This window comes from Caballeronia sp. Sq4a (genome assembly GCF_023170545.1).
In the GTDB taxonomy this organism is placed as follows: Bacteria; Pseudomonadota; Gammaproteobacteria; order Burkholderiales; family Burkholderiaceae; genus Caballeronia.
Genome location: NZ_CP084253.1, coordinates 479,769 through 501,089, shown reverse-complemented (window position 1 = coordinate 501,089; position 21,321 = coordinate 479,769). Strand labels below are relative to the sequence as shown.

17 protein-coding genes are annotated in these 21,321 nt (G+C 62.4%); 11 read left to right on the top strand and 6 right to left on the bottom strand.

What is annotated here, in order from left to right:
* Nucleotides 1–152 precede the first annotated feature (152 nt).
* From LDZ24_RS26685 to LDZ24_RS26670, 4 genes are all read left to right on the top strand, one after another.
* Nucleotides 153–983 carry an NAD(P)-dependent oxidoreductase gene (locus LDZ24_RS26685; RefSeq protein WP_248324365.1) on the top strand — a complete coding sequence of 277 codons (831 nt, stop codon included), beginning with the start codon at nt 153–155 and terminating at the stop codon, nt 981–983.
* Nucleotides 980–1,888: an SMP-30/gluconolactonase/LRE family protein gene (locus tag LDZ24_RS26680; protein WP_248324364.1), complete on the top strand. Its 909-nt coding sequence runs from the start codon at nt 980–982 to the stop codon at nt 1,886–1,888. Before LDZ24_RS26685 ends, LDZ24_RS26680 begins: the two co-directional genes overlap by 4 nt.
* A gap of 157 nt (nt 1,889–2,045) precedes the next feature.
* Entirely contained in the window at nt 2,046–3,389 is a 1,344-nt protein-coding gene (locus LDZ24_RS26675; RefSeq protein WP_175946086.1) for an MFS transporter, read from the top strand.
* A gap of 203 nt (nt 3,390–3,592) precedes the next feature.
* Nucleotides 3,593–4,570, top strand: a complete 978-nt coding sequence (locus LDZ24_RS26670) for an aldo/keto reductase (RefSeq protein WP_248324363.1) — start codon at nt 3,593–3,595, stop codon at nt 4,568–4,570.
* A 36-nt stretch (nt 4,571–4,606) separates the two neighbouring features.
* Here the strand turns inward: LDZ24_RS26670 and LDZ24_RS26665 are convergent, their stop codons facing one another.
* The 5 genes from LDZ24_RS26665 to LDZ24_RS26645 form a co-directional block, all read right to left on the bottom strand.
* A complete protein-coding gene (locus LDZ24_RS26665; RefSeq protein WP_248324362.1) occupies nt 4,607–5,962 on the bottom strand; it encodes a TAXI family TRAP transporter solute-binding subunit in 1,356 nt (451 codons plus the stop codon).
* 137 nt (nt 5,963–6,099) lie between these two features.
* Nucleotides 6,100–6,987, bottom strand: coding sequence for a hypothetical protein (locus tag LDZ24_RS26660; RefSeq protein ID WP_248324361.1), 888 nt, complete (start codon nt 6,985–6,987; stop codon nt 6,100–6,102).
* A 536-nt stretch (nt 6,988–7,523) separates the two neighbouring features.
* Nucleotides 7,524–7,961 (bottom strand): hypothetical protein, encoded by a 438-nt coding sequence (locus LDZ24_RS26655; protein ID WP_248324360.1) that lies wholly within the window; start codon nt 7,959–7,961, stop codon nt 7,524–7,526.
* Nucleotides 7,962–8,114: 153 nt separating this feature from the next.
* Nucleotides 8,115–9,038 (bottom strand): DNA-3-methyladenine glycosylase, encoded by a 924-nt coding sequence (locus LDZ24_RS26650; protein ID WP_248324359.1) that lies wholly within the window; start codon nt 9,036–9,038, stop codon nt 8,115–8,117.
* Nucleotides 9,039–9,305: 267 nt separating this feature from the next.
* A complete protein-coding gene (locus LDZ24_RS26645; RefSeq protein ID WP_248324358.1) occupies nt 9,306–10,049 on the bottom strand; it encodes a GntR family transcriptional regulator in 744 nt (247 codons plus the stop codon).
* A 164-nt stretch (nt 10,050–10,213) separates the two neighbouring features.
* Here LDZ24_RS26645 and LDZ24_RS26640 point away from each other — a divergent pair, with 164 nt between their 5' ends.
* From LDZ24_RS26640 to LDZ24_RS26610, 7 genes are all read left to right on the top strand, one after another.
* Nucleotides 10,214–11,434, top strand: a complete 1,221-nt coding sequence (locus LDZ24_RS26640; RefSeq protein ID WP_248324357.1) for an alanine--glyoxylate aminotransferase family protein — start codon at nt 10,214–10,216, stop codon at nt 11,432–11,434.
* A 38-nt stretch (nt 11,435–11,472) separates the two neighbouring features.
* Nucleotides 11,473–12,222 carry a 2-keto-4-pentenoate hydratase gene (locus tag LDZ24_RS26635; protein WP_248324356.1) on the top strand — a complete coding sequence of 250 codons (750 nt, stop codon included), beginning with the start codon at nt 11,473–11,475 and terminating at the stop codon, nt 12,220–12,222.
* 73 nt (nt 12,223–12,295) lie between these two features.
* A complete protein-coding gene (locus LDZ24_RS26630) occupies nt 12,296–15,337 on the top strand; it encodes an FAD-binding and (Fe-S)-binding domain-containing protein (RefSeq protein ID WP_248324355.1) in 3,042 nt (1,013 codons plus the stop codon).
* 252 nt (nt 15,338–15,589) lie between these two features.
* A complete protein-coding gene (locus LDZ24_RS26625; RefSeq protein WP_248324354.1) occupies nt 15,590–16,879 on the top strand; it encodes an MFS transporter in 1,290 nt (429 codons plus the stop codon).
* 71 nt (nt 16,880–16,950) lie between these two features.
* Entirely contained in the window at nt 16,951–17,733 is a 783-nt protein-coding gene (locus LDZ24_RS26620) for an enoyl-CoA hydratase/isomerase family protein (RefSeq protein ID WP_248324800.1), read from the top strand.
* Nucleotides 17,734–17,812: 79 nt separating this feature from the next.
* Entirely contained in the window at nt 17,813–19,000 is a 1,188-nt protein-coding gene (locus LDZ24_RS26615) for a CaiB/BaiF CoA-transferase family protein (RefSeq protein ID WP_248324353.1), read from the top strand.
* A gap of 135 nt (nt 19,001–19,135) precedes the next feature.
* The gene (locus LDZ24_RS26610; protein ID WP_248324352.1) at nt 19,136–20,284 is read left to right on the top strand and encodes a DSD1 family PLP-dependent enzyme; all 1,149 of its coding nucleotides are present in this window, start codon (nt 19,136–19,138) and stop codon (nt 20,282–20,284) included.
* On the opposite strand, the gene LDZ24_RS26605 is transcribed toward LDZ24_RS26610, so the two are convergent.
* The gene (locus tag LDZ24_RS26605) at nt 20,281–21,309 is read right to left on the bottom strand and encodes an aromatic acid exporter family protein (protein ID WP_248324351.1); all 1,029 of its coding nucleotides are present in this window, start codon (nt 21,307–21,309) and stop codon (nt 20,281–20,283) included. The two genes, LDZ24_RS26610 and LDZ24_RS26605, sit on opposite strands and share 4 nt — an antisense overlap.
* Between the last annotated feature and the right edge of the window lie 12 nt (nt 21,310–21,321).

Sequence of the window (21,321 nt, the reverse complement as noted above, 5' to 3'; positions counted from 1 at the left end):
GTTTCCGGATTGTCGCAGAAAACTCGAACGTAGAATGGTGTTTTGAATACCGCATGCAACACGCCGGCTGAGCGCGGACGGGCGCTTGCCCGGCGCAACGGGGCCGAAAAACGTTTTACCGCATTGCATTCAATCTTAGTAGAGGAGTTTCGATGAACAACACCAACGCAACGGGGAAACCCTTCAGGCGTCTGCTGCTGACCGGTGCTGCCGGCAATCTCGGCCGTCAGATGCGGGGCGCGCTTGCACAGTGGGCCGACGTCGTGCGCGCATCCGATATCGCCCCGCTCGACGATGCCGCAGCGCATGAAGAAGTCAGCTCGGTCGATCTCGCGGACCGCGACGCGGTCATGCGCCTCGTGGAAGGCGTGGATGCGATCGTGCATCTCGGCGGCATATCGGTCGAAGCGCCTTTCGACGACCTGATCGAGGCGAACATTCGCGGCACGTATAACATCTATGAAGCCGCGCGCCGTCATGGCGTAAAGCGCGTCGTATTCGCAAGCTCGAATCACGCGATCGGCTTCCATCCGGTGACGGAAGTGCTCGACGCCGACGCGCCGCAGCGCCCCGACAGCCTCTATGGCGTGACGAAGTGCTTCGGCGAGTCGCTGTCGCGTTATTACTTCGACCGCTTCGGCATCGAGACGGTGTGCCTGCGCATCGGCTCTTCGTTCGAGGAACCCAAGAATCCGCGCATGCTGGTCACGTACCTCAGTTATCGGGATTTCATCGAACTGGTGCGTTGTTCGCTATTCACCAATCGCGTCGGACACACCATCGTGTATGGCGCATCCAACAATCCGCTGAAGTGGTGGGACAACACGAAGGCGGCTTTCCTCGGGTTCAATCCGCAAGACAGTTCGGCCGAGTTCAATGACCGCTTCCCGGTCACCGCGCCGACAGCCGAGCGTGACGATCCCGCGCAGCAGTTTCAGGGCGGCGCGTTCGTTCTCGGCGAGCCGATGGAGCGCAGCCAATGAGCGCTGCGCCGCGCGTCGAGCGGCTGGAGGCGGCTGGGCGCGCGACGGTCGGGGAGTGTCCGGTCTGGCATGCAAAAGACAGCGCGTTGTATTTTGTAGACATCCCGGACCGGCGCATCGTGCGGCTGCACGTCGACAGCGGGCGGCGCGCCGACTGGACGCTTCCCGAGCAGATCGCGTGTTTTGCATTCAATGCCGCGGGCGCGATCGTCGCCGGCATGGAAAGCGGGCTGCACGCGGTGGCGCTGGAGCATGCAGGCGAAGCTCGGGTTGCGCGCCTTGCCGCGCCCCGTTTCGCCGCGCCTGGCATGCGTTTCAACGATGGGCGTTGCGACCGGCAAGGGCGTTTCTGGGCGGGCACGATGGTGCAGGACATGTCGCTCGCCAGTCCGGCGGGCGCGCTCTATCGCTATGGCGCTGACGGCGTGTTGTCCGAGCCGGTCGTCGATGGTCTCGTCACGCAGAACGGCCTCGCGTTCTCGCCGGACGGCGCCACGATGTACCTGTCCGACTCCCACCCGACGCGGCGCCTGATCTGGGCATTCGAGTACGACGTCGCCACCGGCACGCCGCGCAATCGCCGGGTGTTCGCCGATCTGCATCACCACGCGGGGCGTCCCGACGGCGCCGCTCTCGACGCAGACGGCTGTTACTGGACGTGCGCCAACGATGCGGGCCGCCTGCTGCGCTTCACGCCAGAGGGCAAGCTGGACCGTTCGATCGCATTGCCCGCGGTCAAGCCGGCGATGTGCGCATTCGGCGGCGGCGATCTCGGGACCCTCTACGTCACGTCGATTCGCCCATCCGTCAACGCGACCGACGACGACGGTTGCCTCTTCGCTTTGCGCCCCGGTGTGCAAGGATTACCGGAACCGGAGTACGCCGGTATGTTACCGGTCGCATAAATGCCATGAAAACGCGGCAATCGACCCCCGCGAAGCGTGTGGTCGCTTACCGCAGCACAGGCTAAACACCAGTTCTGTACTTCCTCCGTAAAGAGTAGGCTGGCAAGTCGTAACCTAAATCAACGACCATCCGCTTGCCCATTCGGAGGAGAACTTGATGGACCTTGAAACTCGCACCATGAAGCACGTGATGGTACGGCTCGTTCCGTTCCTGATCGTGTGTTACTTCGTTGCCTATCTGGATCGCGTCAACGTCGGCTTCGCTGCATTGCAGATGAACAAGGCGCTCGGCTTCTCGGCGAGCGCCTTCGGCTTCGGCGCGGGCATCTTCTTCATCGCTTACTTCTTTTTCGAAGTCCCGTCCAATCTCTTGCTCGAACGCTTCGGCGCGCGGCGGTGGATCGCCCGCATCATGTTCACATGGGGCATTCTGGCGGCGGCGATGGCGTATATCCCGCACATCGCGCAAGCGACCGGCTTGTCCAATGCGTACGTGTTTTATGGCTTGCGCATTCTGCTGGGCGTCGCCGAGGCTGGCTTCTTCCCCGGCATCATCTTCTTGCTCACGCTGTGGTTCCCGGCGAAGTATCGCGGACGCGTGGTGGGATACTTCATGGCTGCGATTCCGCTCTCCACGGTGATCGGCGGACCGATTTCCGGGGCGCTTCTGCAACTGGACGGTCTCCATGGCATGGCGGGCTGGCAGTGGCTCTATCTGATCGAGGCCTTGCCCGCGCTGCTGCTCGCGTTCGTCGTGTACTTCTATTTGACGGACAAGCCTGCGGATGCGCACTGGCTCGCCGACGACGAGCGTCAGTGGCTCGTGGACCGGCAGGCGCACGAGCGCGCGCATCGCGAGGCAGTGCATTCGTTCAGCGTCAAAGAGGCGCTCTTCAACCGTCGCGTGCTGGCCATTGCGTTGATCTATTTCGGCGCCAATGCAACCAACTATGGTTTGAGCTTCTTCCTGCCGCAAATCGTCAAGGCATTCGGTTTGAGCAACGTACAGACCGGCTTCGTGACATCGCTGCCGTATGCAGTCGGCGTCATCAGCATGGTGCTGTGGGGACGTCATTCGGACCGCAAGCTCGAAAGACGCTGGCACGTCGCGATCGCGCTCCTGGTCGCCGCAGGAGGCATTGCAGCGTCGGCCGGACTCGATAACCCGGTGCTGAAGATGATTGCGTTGTCGATCGCGGGCTTCGGCATCTTCGGCTGCCTGCCGGTCATCTGGACCTTGCCTGCCGCGTTTCTTTCCGGCGCGGCGGCTGCGGGCGGCATCGCGGCCATCAATTCACTCGGCAATCTGGCGGGCTTTTTCGGTCCGTATGTGATGGGCTGGATCAAGGACAGCACGGGCGGCTTCGGCGCGGGCCTGCTGTGTCTGTCGGGAGCGGGGCTGATCGGTGTGGCGGCGGTGTTGCTGCTGCATCACGATACGGCGCTCGAAACCATATCGGGCCCGCAGGACATGGAAGAAGGGGAGCCGGTGAGGTCCTGATTCAATACCGTTTCTAATCTGCGTAGTTCCGAGTGCCCGCCACCGCGCGGGCACTTTTCCTTGTGCGAATGACTCACTCCTTTGCGTGGACGACAAGGTCGCGGCCAGCAGCGCATTGCAACCTGCGCTAATGTCATTGTCTTGGCCTCACACGCGATGACGCCATCTTTCGAAACTCATTCGACTGCAAGGAGAATGTCTCAATGGACTATGTGAAACTCGGTACAACCGGTCTGGAAGTATCGCGCCTGTGCCTTGGCTGCATGACGTTCGGTATCCCCGAACGCGGCACGCATCCCTGGACGCTGGATGAAGAGAAAAGCCGTCCCATCATCCAGCAAGCGCTCGATGCAGGCATTAATTTCTTCGACACTGCGAATACCTATTCGGACGGGACGTCGGAAGAAATCGTCGGACGCGCGTTGCGCGAAATGACGACGCGCGATGACATCGTGATTGCGACCAAGGTATTCAATCGCATGCGGCCGGGCCCCAATGGCGCGGGGCTGTCGCGCAAGGCGATCATGAACGAGATCGACAACAGCTTGCGACGGCTCGGGACCGATTACGTGGATCTCTATCAGATCCATCGCTGGGACTACACGACGCCGATCGAAGAGACGCTCGAAGCATTGCACGATGTCGTGAAGGCGGGCAAGGCGCGCTATATCGGCGCATCGTCCATGTATGCGTGGCAGTTCAGCAAAGCACTCTATACGTCGCGTGCCAATGGCTGGACTGAGTTCAAGACCATGCAGAATCATTTGAACCTTCTCTATCGCGAGGAGGAACGCGAGATGTTGCCGCTATGCGCGGATCAGGGCATCGGTGTGCTGCCGTGGAGTCCGCTTGCACGAGGACGTCTCACGCGCGATTGGGATGCGACCTCAGAGCGTCAGCAAACGGATACGTTCGGCAGCACGCTTTATCAAACGCATGATGCAGATCGCGCGGTGGTCGAGGCAGTGGCAGCCGTCGCTAAGGCACGCAATGTTCCGCGCGCTCAGGTCGCGCTGGCCTGGGTAGCGCAGAAAGCGCCGGTGACCGCGCCGATCATCGGCGCCTCGAAGCCTCATCATGTGAGCGATGCGGTCGCAGCGTTGTCGCTGAACTTGACGCCCGAAGAGATCGCGCAATTGGAAGCACCGTATGTGCCGCACGCGGTGGCGGGCTTCAAGTGATGCGTTGATCGCGGCTCAGGCGATGCGCGGCCAGCGTCAGACGGTCTGCTTGTCTCGTCTGCCCGCAGTACTCAACCGCGAGCGCACGAAGCCGATGTGCTCGCGAAGCACATAGAGCGCATCCGTATAGGCGAGCGGCAACTTCAGCGTATCGAGTGAAGCTTCGATGTCGTCCAGTTCCACAAGCAGCGCGCGCCGTTCGTCATCGCTCGAAAGATGCATCGCGCCGCGTTCCACTGCGATGAGTGCGCCGTAATAGCGATAGATGCGCGATCGCACGCGCCACCGATACAACGCCGGCACGATCCGAAGCGCCGGAAAAATCAACACGGCCACGGGCAGCAGCAACACGAGCGCGCGATCGGCCACGTTCGCCAGCCAGAACGGCAGCGCGCGATAGAGGAAGCTCTTGCCGGAGCGGTAATAGCGGCTCGCGTCCTCACTGATCGGAAACTCGTGCGCGACCGGGCTCGGAAACTGACCCGCGCGCTGCAATAGTCCCGCCTTGCCGTGCACTTCCTGCGCCGCTTCGATCAACAAGTCGGACAGCGCCGGATGCAGGCTCGTGCGAGCCACCAGTTCGACGGTTGGGCTGATCAGATGCACGGCTTGCGGCGGAATGCGCCGGCCGAGATCGAGGACGCCGGGCGGCAATTCGATCTGGTTGAGATAGGGAAAGAGGCGGGTATAGGCGTCCGCTTCGTTGAAGTCCATCAACGAGATGCCGGGCACTTTGAAGAGGCGCAGCATCAACGTGCGCGTCGCGGAATCGCCGCTCAGAAACACTGCGTCGGCCTCTTTGCTGACGAGCTGCGTGGCAGCCTGAAGTCCATCGGTCGATAGCAATTGCGTGCTGCCACCGGGCGTGATGCCGTTCGCTTCGAGCAATTTCAGCGACAACGTCCGCGTGCCGCTGCCTTCGCGTCCGATAGCCACACGCTTGCCTTCGAGTTGCGAGAGCAGCGTCAGGCCCTTGCCGCGATAGAACACGACCAAGGGCACGTAAGCCACGCTTCCGAGCGACATCAGCGACGACGCTTGTTCCGGCGTGGCGATGCCCCCTTGCACGAGTCCGAGATCGACGTGAGCCTTCGGATCGAGCAGGCGTTCGACGTTCTGCACCGAGCCGTCGGACGGCAGCACCTTCAGCGCGACGCCGTTACGTGCCAACAGCTTCGCGTACTCCCCGGCGATCTGATACAGCGAACTATCGGGCGGCCCCGCCGTGATGGTGATGGATCGCGGTGGCGCGGGATTGACGAGCCACACGACTAGCGCAATGGCGAGAGCGGATGCGAGGACCAGCGGCCCGACTGACCAGGTGAGGTCGTGGAGGACTCGCCTCGCATGATCGCGCGCGAAGTGCGAGCGTGGCATGCGAGGCCGCGTCATCGGCGGACCGCCTTTGCATTTTGCATACCGCGGAAGCCTTCACGCATGTCGAGTCCGTTCGAAAGCTGCGTTGACTCGCAGTGTACCGCCAGGCGCGCCCGCGACGGCAGTGGCTTGCTTGCGATTGCATTTTGCGTTCAGGCCCAGTGCGCCGGAATCCACACGGTCCCGACCCAGTGGCCCGGAACCCAGACGGCGGGACGCGGCGCGGGCGCGGCATACACCGCGACCGGCTGGGGCGGCGGCGGGGGCGCAGCGACAACGACCGTCGCGGGCGAAGGAGGCGGAGCGACCACCACCGTGGACGAGGGCGGCGGCACCGCGACGACCGTCGTGCCGCCGGTGACGGTGCCGCCTGACACGACCGTCGCGCTGTGCGTGCCCGTGGTGGCGGTGACGGTGCTCGACGTGACAACGACGCCCTGCGCGACGCTCGTCGCGCTGCCCGCATGAGTGACCGTGCCGCCGTTCGATGTGTCGATCGTGCCCGAGCGGTTGCATGTGTAGCCGGCGCAAGTCGTCGATGCGCTGTGCGTGGATGTGTTCCCGTTCGGTCCCGTTATCGCGCCCGAAGACGAGTACTGGCCCGGCGCGCTACGCGTCACCGTATCCGCGGTCGTTGCGGTTTTGCCGTTCGGGCCGGTCACGTTGCCGGTATGCGAGCATGAACCGCCCGCGCACGTGGTGTCGCCAGCGTGTTGCATGGACCGTCCATAGGGGCCGTAGGCCGTGCCCGAGTTCGAGAACTGGCCGGGGGCCGTGCGCGTCACCGTGCCGGAATTCGTCGCGACGTTGCCCCACGGGTTCATGACGCCGCCCGCATGGGAACAGCTTCCACCGCCGCACGCGCCCACGTGCGCCCCGCTATAGGCGCCGCGGCCGGTATATGCCGTGCCGCCGCGCGCCCAGCCCGCGAACGCCGAACCGCTCGAGAGCGCGAGCGCTGTCGTCGCGACGGCGATCAGCAGCCGGCGCAAGCCCGCCTTCGAAGAGAGTGAGCCAGCGAGATTGAATTTTTCGTTCACGGTAGTTCTCCTCGATGAGTCGGCCACTTGACGTTGCGTGTGGCGACGTGGTGACTATAGGAAAACGCCCGGGCAATGTCCCGCGCAAACTTGTTTCATGCGATGTCATCCGTTGCTACGGTCAATGCGGAGGCCGTTTGCATGCTGGCGCAGGGTGGCTTACGGCAAGTCCTGCGACAACCCGTTTAATGCGCGCGGCTATCGCACGAGGAACGCATACAGAATGCAGCGTAGGGGGTTCTCTCGCAGATGCGGGCGTTGACGTGACGCTCCCGATGACATCAGCGCCTGGCGAATTTATCTGCAGGAGAGTAGGTCGGCATCTGCGCACATATGCGCGGGGGAGTGTCAGCGCGTCGTCCTAACTGTTTATGGCGCCGCGTACGAGGGACAACGCAGGAGACACCAGTTCGACGCGCGGCCGTTCGAAATGGTGCTTCTCGTGGCGTGGCGGCGGCATGCGCCCAGCGTTCATGGATGTCGGTTAGCACATACGGCAACCCTCAACATGCTCGGCGCATCAACCGCAGGTTTCGTCAATCTTTGCCGTAGGACGGCGGCTGCGGATTGTGGGCCGGATTCGTATCCAGTTTGGTAACGTCGATGATGGCGTCGCTGAATTCTGCTTTGAGCCGCAAGAGATCGGCCTCCAGCGAATCGGCTAGCGCTTTGTCGTATATCTCGTCGCCATGCACGTAGAGTGTAAAGGCTTCGAGATACTTCGCTTTTTTAGCGGGATTCTCGATCGTTTCGCGCGTCCATCGATAGAGCGGATAGTGCTGCGTGCCTTCGCGTTCGGCTTCTGCGACGTAATCGGCGAAGGCGTCGAATTGGCACTTCAACACCGCGTCGTGCTTATTCAGCAGCGCATTCAGCGCCGACAGCGCAGCGTCTTCTGGTTCTTTGCGCACCAGTTGCGCGTAGTACGGGCTGAGGCGAATGCGCACCTGGTACTGCCACGTTTCGTCGTTCATGGGCTTCTCCTGTCGCGCGTCAAGCAGACTATACGCCTGCATAGCGTTCCGGTTCGCCGACGAGCGGCCGAACGTGGCTGTCGTCGCTCTACGGTGAGTTGCATGCGGTATGCAAGCGTCCGGCATGCGGCATTCAAAAGACTTCACGCAAAATCACCCGCCCTTGGCGCGCCCGGCTTGCATGGCAACGCCGTTCCATAGATGCATCGCGGCGTAGGCACGCCACGGGCGCCAGCGATCGGTGAAGGCTCTTTGTTGAACCGATGTCGTGAGCGACGGCTCGTGCCGCGCGATCGCCTGCATGAGCACGAGGTCGGCATCGGGCCACGCGTCGGGATCGCGTAGCGCCCGCATGGCAACATAGCCGACCGTCCACGGTCCGATGCCGGGCATCGCGAGCAGATCGCGTTTCAGTTGCTCGCGATCGATTCCCGGCGTGTCGATGGGTAGTGCGCCCGTCGCCACGGCTTGCGCAAACCGCTGCACGGTCTCGACGCGTTTGCCCGGCATGCCGATCTGGCCGAGCTCGGCGGCCGCGAGTTCCGCCGGCGTCGGGAACCGCCAGGCCGTGCCTTCATGCGCATGACCGTCGATACGCCGCCCGGCGCGCTGAACAATCCGCGCCATGATCGTCGATGCGCCTTTCACGCTCACCTGCTGGCCGACGATGGTTCGTACGACGAGCTCGAAGCCCGACCAGGCGCCCGGAACACGCAAGCCGGGCGCGGCTTCGACGAGCGGCGCGAGCAGCGGATCGCGCGCGAGCGACCGACCGATAGCGCGCGGATCAGCGGCGACGTCGAACATGCGCGACAGCGGCTCCGCGAGTTCGTCGGCGTGCCGATGAACATCGCCCTGGACCGTTACCACCAGACGATGCTTACGCTCATGCGGCCTCACCTCGACGATTCCATCGTCGCCGCGCCATTCGATCGCGCGACGATACACGCCGCCCTCGACCGTCTCCACGCCTGCCGATGCTCGTCCGCCGATGAAGGCGCACAAGCGAGTCCAGTCGAAAGGCCGGATGATAGGTAGTTCGATGACAGTGGCAGCGGCGCTTTGGGTCGATTGCATGCTGAATGCCGAATGAAGAATGCCGGAGATGGGGCTTTGGGCGTTGTCGAGGTGGACAGGGGTCCCGAGTACGGCGGAATCGAACGAGCACCATCGGAGCGTCCCTGTGCGCTTCGCACGGATGCGCATGAGCGGCATGCACGAGACATTGAATGCGCTCGATTAGCGCTGCGCCTCGTCGAGAAAACGCACCTTCGGCCTGCGGGCGGTCTTCGGCGGATCTGGACTCGACGCCGCAGCGAAGCATCTATCTCCACTTGGCATTCATCATGCGTCTTTTTCGCGGCGCTTCGCCGGAACAGCAGGCTTGACTGTCGTGAGCGTGCGTTCAGCAAGCACCGCATCGCGCTTGCCTAACAGATGGCGACGCAGAATCGCGGCCATGCGGGGGCCGTCGCGCGTTTCCAGCGCAGCAATCATCTCCTCGTGCTCGCGAATGGCGCTGTCCCACTTCGGCGTCTGAAAGTTGGAGCGAAATCGCAGCGCCTGCAAACGACGATTGATCGACACGTAGGTTTGCCGCAGCGCAGTGTTTCGCGCGGCCTCGTTGATCTTGTCGTGAATGGCCCGGTTCCGTGCGTAATAGCCGGAGAGATCGTTTTGCGCGCGACATTGAACCATCTCTTCATGCAGCGCCTTGATGTCCGCAATCTCGGCAGGCGTGATGCGTTCGCAAGCCAGTTCGCCGGAGAACGCTTCGAGCCCGCTCATTAGTTCGAACATCTCTCGAATTTCGAGGTCGCTCATCTGCGCTACAGAGGCGCCTCGGTTGGGCGCTATCTCGATCAGCCCTTCGGCCGCCAGTACCTTGAGTGCTTCACGCAGCGGTGTGCGCGAGATGCCCAGCGTCTCGCAGAGCTTGCGCTCGTTGAGCTTGACGCCCGGCGCAAGCGAGCCCTCGACGATGAAACTGCGCAGGTTGTCCACGACGGTGTCGTGGAGCCGTAGCCGTTCTAGCTTGGGCAGCAAAGCGGATGGCAAGCGGGCTTCCGGTAGATCCAGGTTTTGCATTCAATACCTCGAAATTCGTTTCGGCAATTCTAGCTCACCAATTGCCCGAAAAACCGCTAACGGGTTATCCCTAGGCCATTTGGCCTAATAAATCCTTTGCCGGCGCGAGTCACTGCGTTAGAGTATTTTGCATGCAAAATTCAATTTCTTGAGGATGCGCACTGATGCTGACGCTCGACTTCCATCCCGCTGGCCGTCACTTTTTGCAGATTCCAGGGCCTAGTCCCGTACCCGATCGCATTCTGCGTGCAATGAGCTACCCGACCATCGACCATCGCGGTCCGGAGTTCGGCGCGCTCGGCCTGAAGGTGCTGGACGGCATCAAGCGGATCTTCAAAACGACGCAACCGGTGGTGATCTATCCGGCGTCGGGAACGGGCGCGTGGGAAGCGGCGCTCTCCAATACGCTGAGTCCGGGCGATGCCGTCCTTATGTACGAGACCGGCCACTTCGCAAGCCTATGGAAGAAGATGGCCGAGAAGCTCGGCCTCGAACCTGAGTTTCTTGGGTTGCCGGGCATCGAAGGCTGGCGTCGCGGCGTGCAGCCCGACATGATCGAGAAGCGTCTGCGCGAAGACATGCAGCATGCGATCAAGGCCGTCTGCGTCGTCCACAACGAGACGTCGACCGGCGTGACCTCCGACATCGCCGCAGTGCGCCGCGCGATGGATGCCGCCGGCCATCCCGCGTTGCTACTCGTGGACACCATCTCGGGCCTTGCATCCGCCGATTACCGCCATGACGAGTGGGGCGTCGACGTTACGGTGTCGGGCTCGCAGAAGGGCCTGATGCTTCCGCCGGGCATCAGCTTCAACGCGGTCTCGCAGAAGGCGCTGGAAGCATCGAACGAGGCGAAGCTGCCGCGCGCGTTCTGGGACTGGAAAGAGATCATCGAGATGAACAAGCAGGGCTATTGGCCCTACACGCCGAACACGAACCTGCTTTACGGCCTCCTGGAAGCGCTCGACATGATTCTCGGGGAAGGACTCGACAATGTGTTCGCGCGTCATCAGCGGCTTGCCGCGGCGTGCCGTTCGGCGGTCACGGCGTGGGGACTCGAAATTCAATGTGCCGATCCCGCCGTCTACTCGCCGGTGCTCACGGGCGTGATGATGCCGGAAGGCGTCGATGCCGACTCTGTGCGCAAGCTCATCTATGAACATTTCGACATGTCGCTGGGCACGGGCCTCGGCAAGCTGAAGGGTCGCATGTTTCGCATCGGGCATCTGGGCGACTGCAACGATCTCACGCTGATGGCCGCGCTCACGGGCTGCGAAATGGGACTGAAGCTCGCGGGCGTGCCACTGAAAGACAGCGGCGTGGCCGCAGCGATGAACCATCTGACGAGCCATATTGCAAAGCCCGAACTGAAGGTGGCCGCGTGAGCGCCCGGTTCGACGCTGAAGCTGCTGCCCGGCTTTTCATGCAAGCGAAGGCACACCGCGCGAAGCTCGACACCTTGCCCGAAGGCGCGCGACCTTCCACCGCGGACGAAGCCTACGCTGTGCAAGAGGCGACGTTGCGCGCGCTCGGAGCAAGCGCCGGGGATGCCGGTCATGCGGGGGTGATCGGCGGCTGGAAGGTCGGTGCGAAGTCGGCAGACGGTCCCATTCAGGGTGCGCTCCTGCCGGCCGACGGCGTGCATCGCTCGGGCGCGCGCCTTTCGATGCAGGCATTCGGCAAGGCCGCGCTGGAACTCGAAGTGGCGTTCACGTTCAAGCGGCGCTTCGAAGCGGGTAGTGGTCCCTATGACGACGCGCAAGTGCTGGCGGCTATCGATTGCATTCATTCGGCAATCGAAGTCGTCGCGAGCCGCTTCGCCGCATGGCCCGATGTCGACAAGCTCTGGCAACTCGCGGATTTGCAGAACCACGGCGCGTTGGTGCTCGGCGAAGGCGTGCCCTATGACGAGTCGTTCCCCTTCGTATCGCCGACGATGACCTTTACGTACGACGGCCGGCCGCTCTTCGACGCGACCCCTGCGAATCCCGCAGGCGACCCACGGCGGTTGCTGGCCTGGACCATCAATCATGCGGTGTCCCGCGGCCTCGCGGTCGAGAATGGCGTAGCGATCACGGCCGGTTCTTATAGCGGCATGGCGTTCCCCGACGGACCAGGCACAGCGATCGGCGCAATCGACGGTCTTCCTCCGGTTCAACTGCATTTCGAATGAAGCATTAGGCATTAGGCATTAGGCATTAGGCATTCCGCATTCGAAAGTCAACGGCCCTTCAGCGATAGCGACGATGCTCAACTCAACCACCGACCGTCTAGTCAAGCCGATACATCTTGTGCCCGCGTCTGCGCGAGCGCGGGTTGGCTCGGCGCCTACGCCTTTGCAGGCCCGCTTGCAGCGCGAGTTGAAGGGAGATGTGCTGTTCGACCGCGCCTCGCGCGGGCGCTATGCGACCGATGCATCGATCTACCAGATCATGCCGCTCGGCGTCGCGGTTCCGCGAGATCAGGAAGATCTTCGCGTAGCGCTCGACATCGCGCGTGCACAGGGCGCGAGCGTCCTCGCACGCGGCGCGGGTACCAGCCAATGCGGACAAACCGTCGGCGAGGCGCTCGTCATCGACACGACGAAGTGGCTGAACAATATCGTCCATTTCGACAAAGACGCACGCACGGTGACGGTGGAGCCGGGCGTCGTGCTCGATCATCTGAATGCCTGGCTCAAACCGCATGGCCTGTGGTTTCCGGTCGACGTATCGACGAGCGCGCAATGCACGATAGGCGGCATGGCCGGCAACAACTCATGCGGCTCGCGCTCGATGGAATACGGCATCATGGTGCACAACGTCGACGCGATCGACGCGATCCTCGCTGACGGACATGAAGCGCGTTTCGGCAGGCTATCCGCGATGCAATTCGATGCACGCATGCGCGATCTAGTGGATGGCGTGCGCAGCATCGCTATGCGCGAACGCGATGAACTGCGCGAGCGCGTTCCCAAGGTACTGAGACGCGTGGCCGGCTACAACCTCGATCTGTTCGATTGCCAGAGCCCGCTGCCTTTCAGCGACGGTGAGCCGAACCTCGCCAACTTGCTGGTCGGTTCCGAGGGCACGCTTGCATTCAGTCGGCAATTGACGCTCAAGCTTTCGCCGATTCCCGCGCATAAGACGCTCGGCGTCGTCAACTTCCCGAGCTTCTACGATGCGATGGACATGACGCAGCACATCGTGAAGCTCGGGCCAGTTGCAGTCGAACTCGTCGATCGCACGATGATCGATCTCGCGATGTCCAACCCGTCGTTCCGTCCGGTCGTCGAGAAGGCGCTGGTCGGCAATCCCGAGGCAGTGCTACTCGTGGAATTTGCAGGCGCCGATCGCGACACGCAGTTGATGAAGCTCGCGCAGTTGGTCGAGTTAATGGGCGATCTGGGCTTGCCCGGATCGGTCGTGCAGATGCCTGAAGCCGGCCCGCAAAAGGCGCTATGGGAAGTGCGCAAGGCGGGGCTCAACATCATGATGAGCATGAAGGGCGATGGCAAGCCGGTGTCCTTTATCGAGGATTGCGCGGTCCCGCTCGAACATCTCGCGCAATACACCAGCCGTCTGACTGAGGTGTTCAGAAAGCACGGCACGGAGGGCACATGGTATGCACATGCAAGCGTCGGTACGTTGCATGTGCGGCCCATTCTCGATATGCGGCGCGACGGCGCGCTGAAGATGCGCGCGATAGCGAAAGAGGCCGCAGCGATGGTGCGCGAATACAAGGGCGCTTATTCAGGCGAACATGGCGATGGCCTCTGCCGTGGTGAATGGGTCGCGTGGCAATACGGGCCGCGCATCAATGAAGCGTTTCGCGACATCAAGCGGCTTTTCGATCCGGATAACCGCATGAGCCCGGACCGCATCGTCGCGCCGCCGAAGATGGACGATGCCACGCTATTCAGGTTTCCGCCGTCGTATCGCGAGCGAGAGACTACGCCGCAGCTCGACTGGTCTGCATGGAACGTGACGCGCGATCCGGCAACGGGCATCGAAGGCATTGCCGGCTCGGGTGGCGACCTCACGGGCGGCCTCGCGAAAGCCGTCGAGATGTGCAATAACAACGGCCATTGCCGCAAGTTTGATGCGGGGACGATGTGCCCGAGTTACCGCATCACGAAGGACGAGCAGCATGTCACGCGAGGTCGCGCCAATACGCTTCGTCTTGCGCTCTCCGGTCAACTCGGCGAGGCCGAAGAAGGGCTCGCGAGTCAGGAAGTCAAAGAGGCGCTCGACCTCTGCGTTTCCTGCAAGGGATGCAAGCGGGACTGTCCGACAGGCGTCGATATGGCGCGCATGAAGATCGAAGCGCGTGCGGCATGGACGGCGCGTCACGGTCTGCGCCTGCGCGAAAGACTCATTGCTTACCTTCCGCGCTACGCGCCTTTTGCGAGCCGCATGCCGTGGCTCGGCAACGCCCTCGAAAGGAACATGCCAAGCACTGCGCGCTGGCTGAAGCTCAAGCTAGGACTCGCGCCACAACGCGCGTTTCCCCGAATCAAGAAGCCATTTCTCGACGCAGCGGCGAGCAAACGGGTCGCATCGGCGACCAAGGAAGTGCTGCTCTTCGTCGATACGTTCAACAACTACATGGAGCCGGAGAATGCTCGCGCCGCGCAGCGGGTGCTGCAAGCGGCTGGCTATACGGTGCATCTGAACACGAAAGCAGGCGAGCGACCGATTTGCTGCGGGCGGACTTTCCTTGCCGCGGGACTCGTCGATGAGGCGAAAGCCGAAGCGCGCCGGACGCTCGATACGCTGCTGCCATACGTAGAACGGGGCGTGGCCATCGTCGGGCTGGAGCCGTCTTGCATATTGTCCTTGCGCGACGAGTTTCTCGGTTACGGATACGGCGATGCGGCTAGTAAGGTATCCGAAGCATCGTTCCTGTTCGAAGAGTTCCTCGTTCGGGAACGTGCCGCCGGACGCTTCGAGCTTGCGCTGAAGGCGCTCGACAAGCCCAGGGCGCTGCTGCACGGTCATTGCCATCAGAAGGCATTCGACGCCGTGCGCCCAGTCGAAGCCGTGCTTGCGTGGATCCCGCAGCTGAACGTCACGACTATCGAGTCGTCATGCTGTGGCATGGCCGGTAGCTTCGGCTACGAGGCGGAACACTACGAAGCATCGCAAGCCATGGCGGAATTGTCGCTCTTGCCGGCGGTGCGGCAGGCACGCGACGCGCAAGACGCCATCGTCGTGGCCGACGGTACGAGTTGCAGACATCAGATCAGCGATGGCGCACAGACCGAAGCGTGGCATGTGGCCCGTGTTCTCGAGCGTGCCCTCGCATGAATCATAGCGAGCGAAGTAGAGCGTAGAGACAAGCGATTCATTCATCGACACCATGACAGCGGACACTTCATCGATCCGCGAACAGGAGACGAAGCCATGAAACCATCGTACAAACCGCACAGTCGCCGTTCACGCCGACGAGCGCCATAAGCACGCGCCAGTCTTTCGTCCTAAGCAACAAGACGCTGTTCCGTAAGTCGTGACAGGCGCCGTCGTGCGCCCGGCTCACGCACGCGACCACTCAAGGAGACGATGATGTTCCGTCGAGCCACCACGCGCGTTCTATTGCTGCTATGCGCGATGTATTTCATCACTTATATCGACCGCGTGAACGTCAGTACCGCTGCCAGTCAGTTCGGCGCGGAACTTGGTCTTTCGCATACACAGATCGGATTCGTGTTCTCCGCTTTCGCGTATCCCTATCTGGTGTTTCAAATCATCGGTGGATGGGTGGGCGACCGCTTCGGGCCGCGCCGAACGCTCACAGTCTGCGCCATTATCTGGGCGGGGGCGACGGTGCTGACAGGCATGGCTGGCGGCTTCCTTTCGCTGATCGTCGCTCGCGTTCTTCTCGGCCTGGGCGAAGGCGCTACCTTTCCGACCGCAACGCGCGCGATGTCCAACTGGATGCCGGCCGATCAGCGCGGTTTTGCACAAGGTATTACGCATGCAGCATCCCGCATCGGGAATGCAGTCGCGCCACCGCTGATCGTATGGCTGATGCTCGCGACGAGCTGGCGCGGCGCGTTCATCATCACCGGCATCATCAGCTTTCTGTGGGCGCTCGCATGGGTGTTCTACTTCCGCGACAACCCGCGCGATCATCCCCGCATCACCGACAGCGAATGCCAGACGCTTGCCACTTACTCAGGCGTGAAGGAACGCAAGGCCGTGCCGTGGCGCACGTTGCTCGGTCGCATGGCGCCCGTGACCGCCGTTTATTTCTGCTATGGCTGGGTCCTCTGGCTGTTCCTCGGCTGGATCCCTCAGTACTTCCTGCACAACTATCACATGCAGCTCGGCAAGTCCGCGCTATTCGCGTCGGGCGTGTTCTTCGCGGGCGTGCTGGGTGACTGGCTCGGCGGCTCTCTGACGGATCGCATCCTGCGCAAGAGCGGGAACGTGAGACTAGCACGCAACATGATGGTCGGCGTATGCATGCTGCTGACGCTGCTATCGCTTGCTCCGATCATGCTGGTGTCGAATCTCTCCATAACGCTCGTAGCGCTGTGCCTGTCGGCGGGATTCTTCTTCAACGAAATGACGATCGGCCCGATGTGGTCAGTGCCGATGGATATCGCGCCGAAGCATTCGGGCACGGCCGCTGGCATTATGAATTCGGGATCGGCGCTGGCGGCCATCGTCAGCCCGGTCGTCGGCGGATGGATCATCGATCGCACCGGCAACTGGAACCTCCCGTTCACGGTCTCGATGATCCTGATGGCGGCCGGCATCATTCTCTCGTTCGCCATGCGCCCCGACCGCACGCTGGAAGTAGAAGATGAAAAGAACGAGACAGCGCATGCGAGGAAGTTCGTGTGACTTGCCGGGTGGGCCGTTCCGACGGTGAGTCGGCGGCCCAAAGTGCATGCAACATTCAATCAGGAGGCAAAGTGGCGGAAGCATCCATCGTGACGACGCGCGACGGCGATATCGCGACGGTCATCATCGACCGGCCCGAGAAGCTCAACGCAATGACCAAGCACTTGTGGCAATCGCTGGGTGAAACCATCGAGGCGCTGTCCCGAGACGATGCGCTGCGCTGCATTGTCCTGCGCGGCGCGGGTGAAAAGGCATTCTCACCGGGCAACGATATCGCTGAATTCCGCACCGACCGGTCCAACGTGGAGCAGGCGCGGGCTTATGGCGCGATCATGCATCGAACGCTCGGGGCGTTGAGGAACTGTCGTCACCCGCTGATTGCGATGATTCACGGCATATGCGTCGGAGGCGGTCTCGAGATCGCGGCGATGTGCGATCTGCGCATCTGCGGCGAGTCGAGCCGCTTCGGAGTGCCCATCAAGAACCTGGGCCTGGTGATGGCTCATGCGGAAATGGAGGGGCTTGTTCAGTTGGCGGGGCCCGCGGTCGCGCTGGAGATCTTGCTCGAAGGACGAATTTTCGGCGCGAGCGAGGCTCTCGCGAAAAGACTGGTGACACGCATCGTTCCGGATGGCGACGTGACATCGCATACGTATGAAACGGCGCGCCGCATTGCCGATGGCGCGCCGCTCGTCGCGCGCTGGCATAAACGATTCGTCCGTCGCGTGATGGATCCGACACCGCTCAGCGACGACGACCGTGACGAAGGGTTCGCCTGTTTCGGCACCGACGATTTCCGCACGGGATACGAGGCGTTCTTGAGCAAAACCAAACCTGAATTCAAGGGGCGTTGAGATGGCATACGAAATACCAAACGACGCGTCTAAGCGGACGACGGAATCGGCAGGGACGGGGAAGGGACCGTTAGCGGGCATGCGGGTGATCGAGCTCGCGCACATCATGTCAGGCCCGATCTGCGGGATGATGCTCGCCGACATGGGCGCGGAAGTCATCAAGGTGGAAAAGATCCCGAACGGCGACGATTGTCGGCGGTTCGCGCCGATTCTCGCGAGCGGCGAATCGGCATCGTTCATGATCGTGAACCGGAACAAGCGAGGCATCGCGCTCAACCTGAAGACCGAGGGCGGCAAGGAGGTGCTCAAGACGATGCTCGCGACCGCCGACGTCGTCACTGAAAACTATCGGCGCGGCACGATGGAAAAACTCGGCATGGGCTATGAAGCGCTACGCGCCGTCAACCCGGGTCTCATCTACTGCGCGATCTCGGGTTATGGTCGCAGTGGGCCGATGGCGGACAAAGGAGGCTTCGATCTCATCGCGCAAGGCATGAGTGGCCTGATGAGCATGACCGGCGAGCCGGGGCAGGCGCCAATCAAGGCGGGATCCCCTGTCACTGACATCAACGCTGGCATTCTCGCCGCGCTCGGCATCAGCGCGGCCTATGCGCGAAAACAGGTCACCGGCCTGGGGCAAATGGTCGATACGTCGCTCTTCGAAGCCGGGTTGCAGCAGATGTACTGGGCCTTCGCCAACTACTTCGCGGACGGGACGGTGCTGCCGAAGGCAGGCTCGGCCAACCCGACGAGCGCGCCTTATCAGGCTTTCCGCACACGCGACGGATGGGTGAACATCGGCGCGGCCAACCAGAGCAACTACGAGCGATTGGTCGGAGTACTGAACATTGGCGGATTGGATCAAGACGAGCGTTTTCAGACCAACGCCGGACGGCTCAAGCATCGGGAAGCACTCGTCGAAATTCTCACTGCACGCCTCGTCGAGCGGACCACGGACGAGTGGCTCGCCGCATTCGACGCAATCGGCTTGCCGAGCGGACCGGTGCTCAGCGTTCCCGAGGCGTCGTCACATGAGCAAGCCTTGGCGCGGGGCATGATTGTCGAGACGGAGCATCCGCTTGCGGGCCGTATGCGAGGCATCGGCTTGCCGATCCACTTCTCCGATTCTTCTACTCAGTCGTCGCGTCCCGCACCGCTCCTTGGTCAGCATACGTCCGAACTGCTCCATGAGTATGGTTTCGACGACGAGCGTATCCAGGCGCTGAAAGATGAAGGAGCCATTCTGGAGACCGAAGTCGCGGCGTGAGTCTTTGGCCGCTTCGCGTTCCGCATGGGGCACTTTGTCTGCGGCACTTTGCATGCGGCATTTTGCGTGCCGCATCCGTCCGAGCGGCGTGTCACGCGATAAGATGACTCTTCCTCACCTCACGTGCCCGCACCCATGACGCTCGCTCCACCGCCCGCAGCCCGCATCGGCGACACGCTCGCCGAGGTCGCGACGCCTTCTCTCGTGCTGGACCTAGACGCTTTCGACTCGAATCTCGCGCAGATGAACTCGTTGGCGGCACGACACGGCGTCGCGTTGCGCCCGCACGCAAAGGCGCACAAGTCCAGCGCCATTGCGCGACGTCAGACGGACGCTGGCGCGGTCGGCGTTTGCTGCCAGAAGTTGTCGGAGGCGTACCCGTTCGCAGCGGCCGGCATCCCGAGCATCCACATTAGTAACGAGTTCGTCGGGGCGGACAAGGTGTCGATGGCCGTCGAACTGGCATCGCACGTAAGGCTGTCGGTCTGCGTCGACGCATTGGCGCAAGTCACCGCGCTCGGAGACGCGGCGGCACGCGCGGGCGTCCACATCGACGTATTGGTCGAAGTCGATGCGGGCCAGCATCGATGCGGCGTAACCACCGACGATGCGCTGATGTCGCTCGCCGATGCGATCGCCGCGCAAAAGGCGCTCTGTTTCTCCGGTATTCAGGCCTACCACGGTGGCGCCCAGCATATTGTCGACTGGCAGGCCCGCAAGACCGCAGCGGGTCGTGCCGCTGAGCGCGCCGCGCATTTTGCATGCACGTTGGAGGCACGTGGCATCCAATGTACCGTCATCACCGGTGGCGGAACCGGCACTGTCGAGTTCGATGCAGCCAGTGGCGTCTATACCGAATTGCAGCCCGGGTCCTACCTGTTCATGGACGGCGACTACGGTGCGCTGACATGGAGCGACGCACAGCGCTGGAGGCAAAGTCTCTTCGTATTGTCGACGATCATGAGTGCCGCGCGGCCCGGCATCGCCGTGTGCGATGTAGGACTCAAAGGACTGGCGGTGGACTCGGGACTACCGCGCAGCGTGCAAGCGCTCGATGCGTCCGACGAGCGCATCTTCACCTACATTGCCGCGAACGACGAGCACGGCATGCTGGACGTACAGCTTGCGCGATACGACGACACGGAAGTGCTGCTAGGCAAACGCATTCTATTGCCGCCAGGCCATTGCGATCCGACGGTGAATCTCTACGATGAATTTGTGTGCCATCGCAACGGACGAGTCGTCGATGTGTGGCCGATAGATGCGCGGGGACTGTCGCGCTAACGCGTCCTTGGATGGTCGCTTGGATAGATGGCCGTGGTTAGCGCGTCGAGGTCCGTCACGATGAGGCCGACGACGAAGTAGGCGACGTCCCGCCCCGCGTCATCCGCCCGATTGTCCTCGAGCGCCTTTTTGAGTTGGCGCATGCACTCGCGCACGCGCTCCAGCTTCGACGGGTCCTGCTTCCTGTCGTTGAGGGCGTCCGCGAGTGCTGCGAACGGGGCCTGCAGCGCGCGGCGGATCTCCCGAAAATGCATTCTGTATTCATCCGGCTGCCCATTCGACAGCGCCTTCCCAAGAAACAGCGCGTCACTATGTAGTCGACGCAGAAACGGCGCGGCCTTGTCGATTGCATCCGAACGATGACTACGCAAAGGCACGATGATGTGCTCGCGCTCGGCTTCGTGAAGCGCATCGTCGAGGGCCTGCTGCGCCTGCACACTGAGAGCTTCGAGACGGGCGGCCCTGTCTTCGTCGGCTTGTCCTGAGAGTTGTAGGTCGATGAGTTGACGAAGGCTTTCCAGGGTATCGGCGACCCGTCGATGAGCGGTGAGGAGCGCGCGATTCGGCCAGATCGCCGAAACGATGAATGCCGCCGTCACGCCAATAAGAATCTCGAGTACGCGATGCAACGGCCGCTGAAAGGGCGGTCCGGAGCCCGCCGGTATCAAGACGACAATCACGAGAGTCACACAGGCGAGCCGCATGGCCGGACGCTTCGCGGTCAGAGCGGCGAGCGGTATCAGCGCGACCGCGAACACATCAAGCGGCGCAGCGCCCCGCTGAATCGCCATCACGCCGATCACACCCGCCACGCCGCCGATGCAGGCCCCGATGACTTGATCGCGTGCGGTGCCGAGGGCTTGCGTGAGACTCGGTTGAGTGACGACGACCAGAGTCGTAATCAGCGCCCAATAGCCTTCTGGAAGCGCGGCCAGGCGAGCGCCCGCATAGCTGATTGTGCACGCGACGAGCGTACGCACGAAACGGCGCGCTTCCGGTACACCGAAGGACAGCCAGGTGGGCATATTGGTATTCCG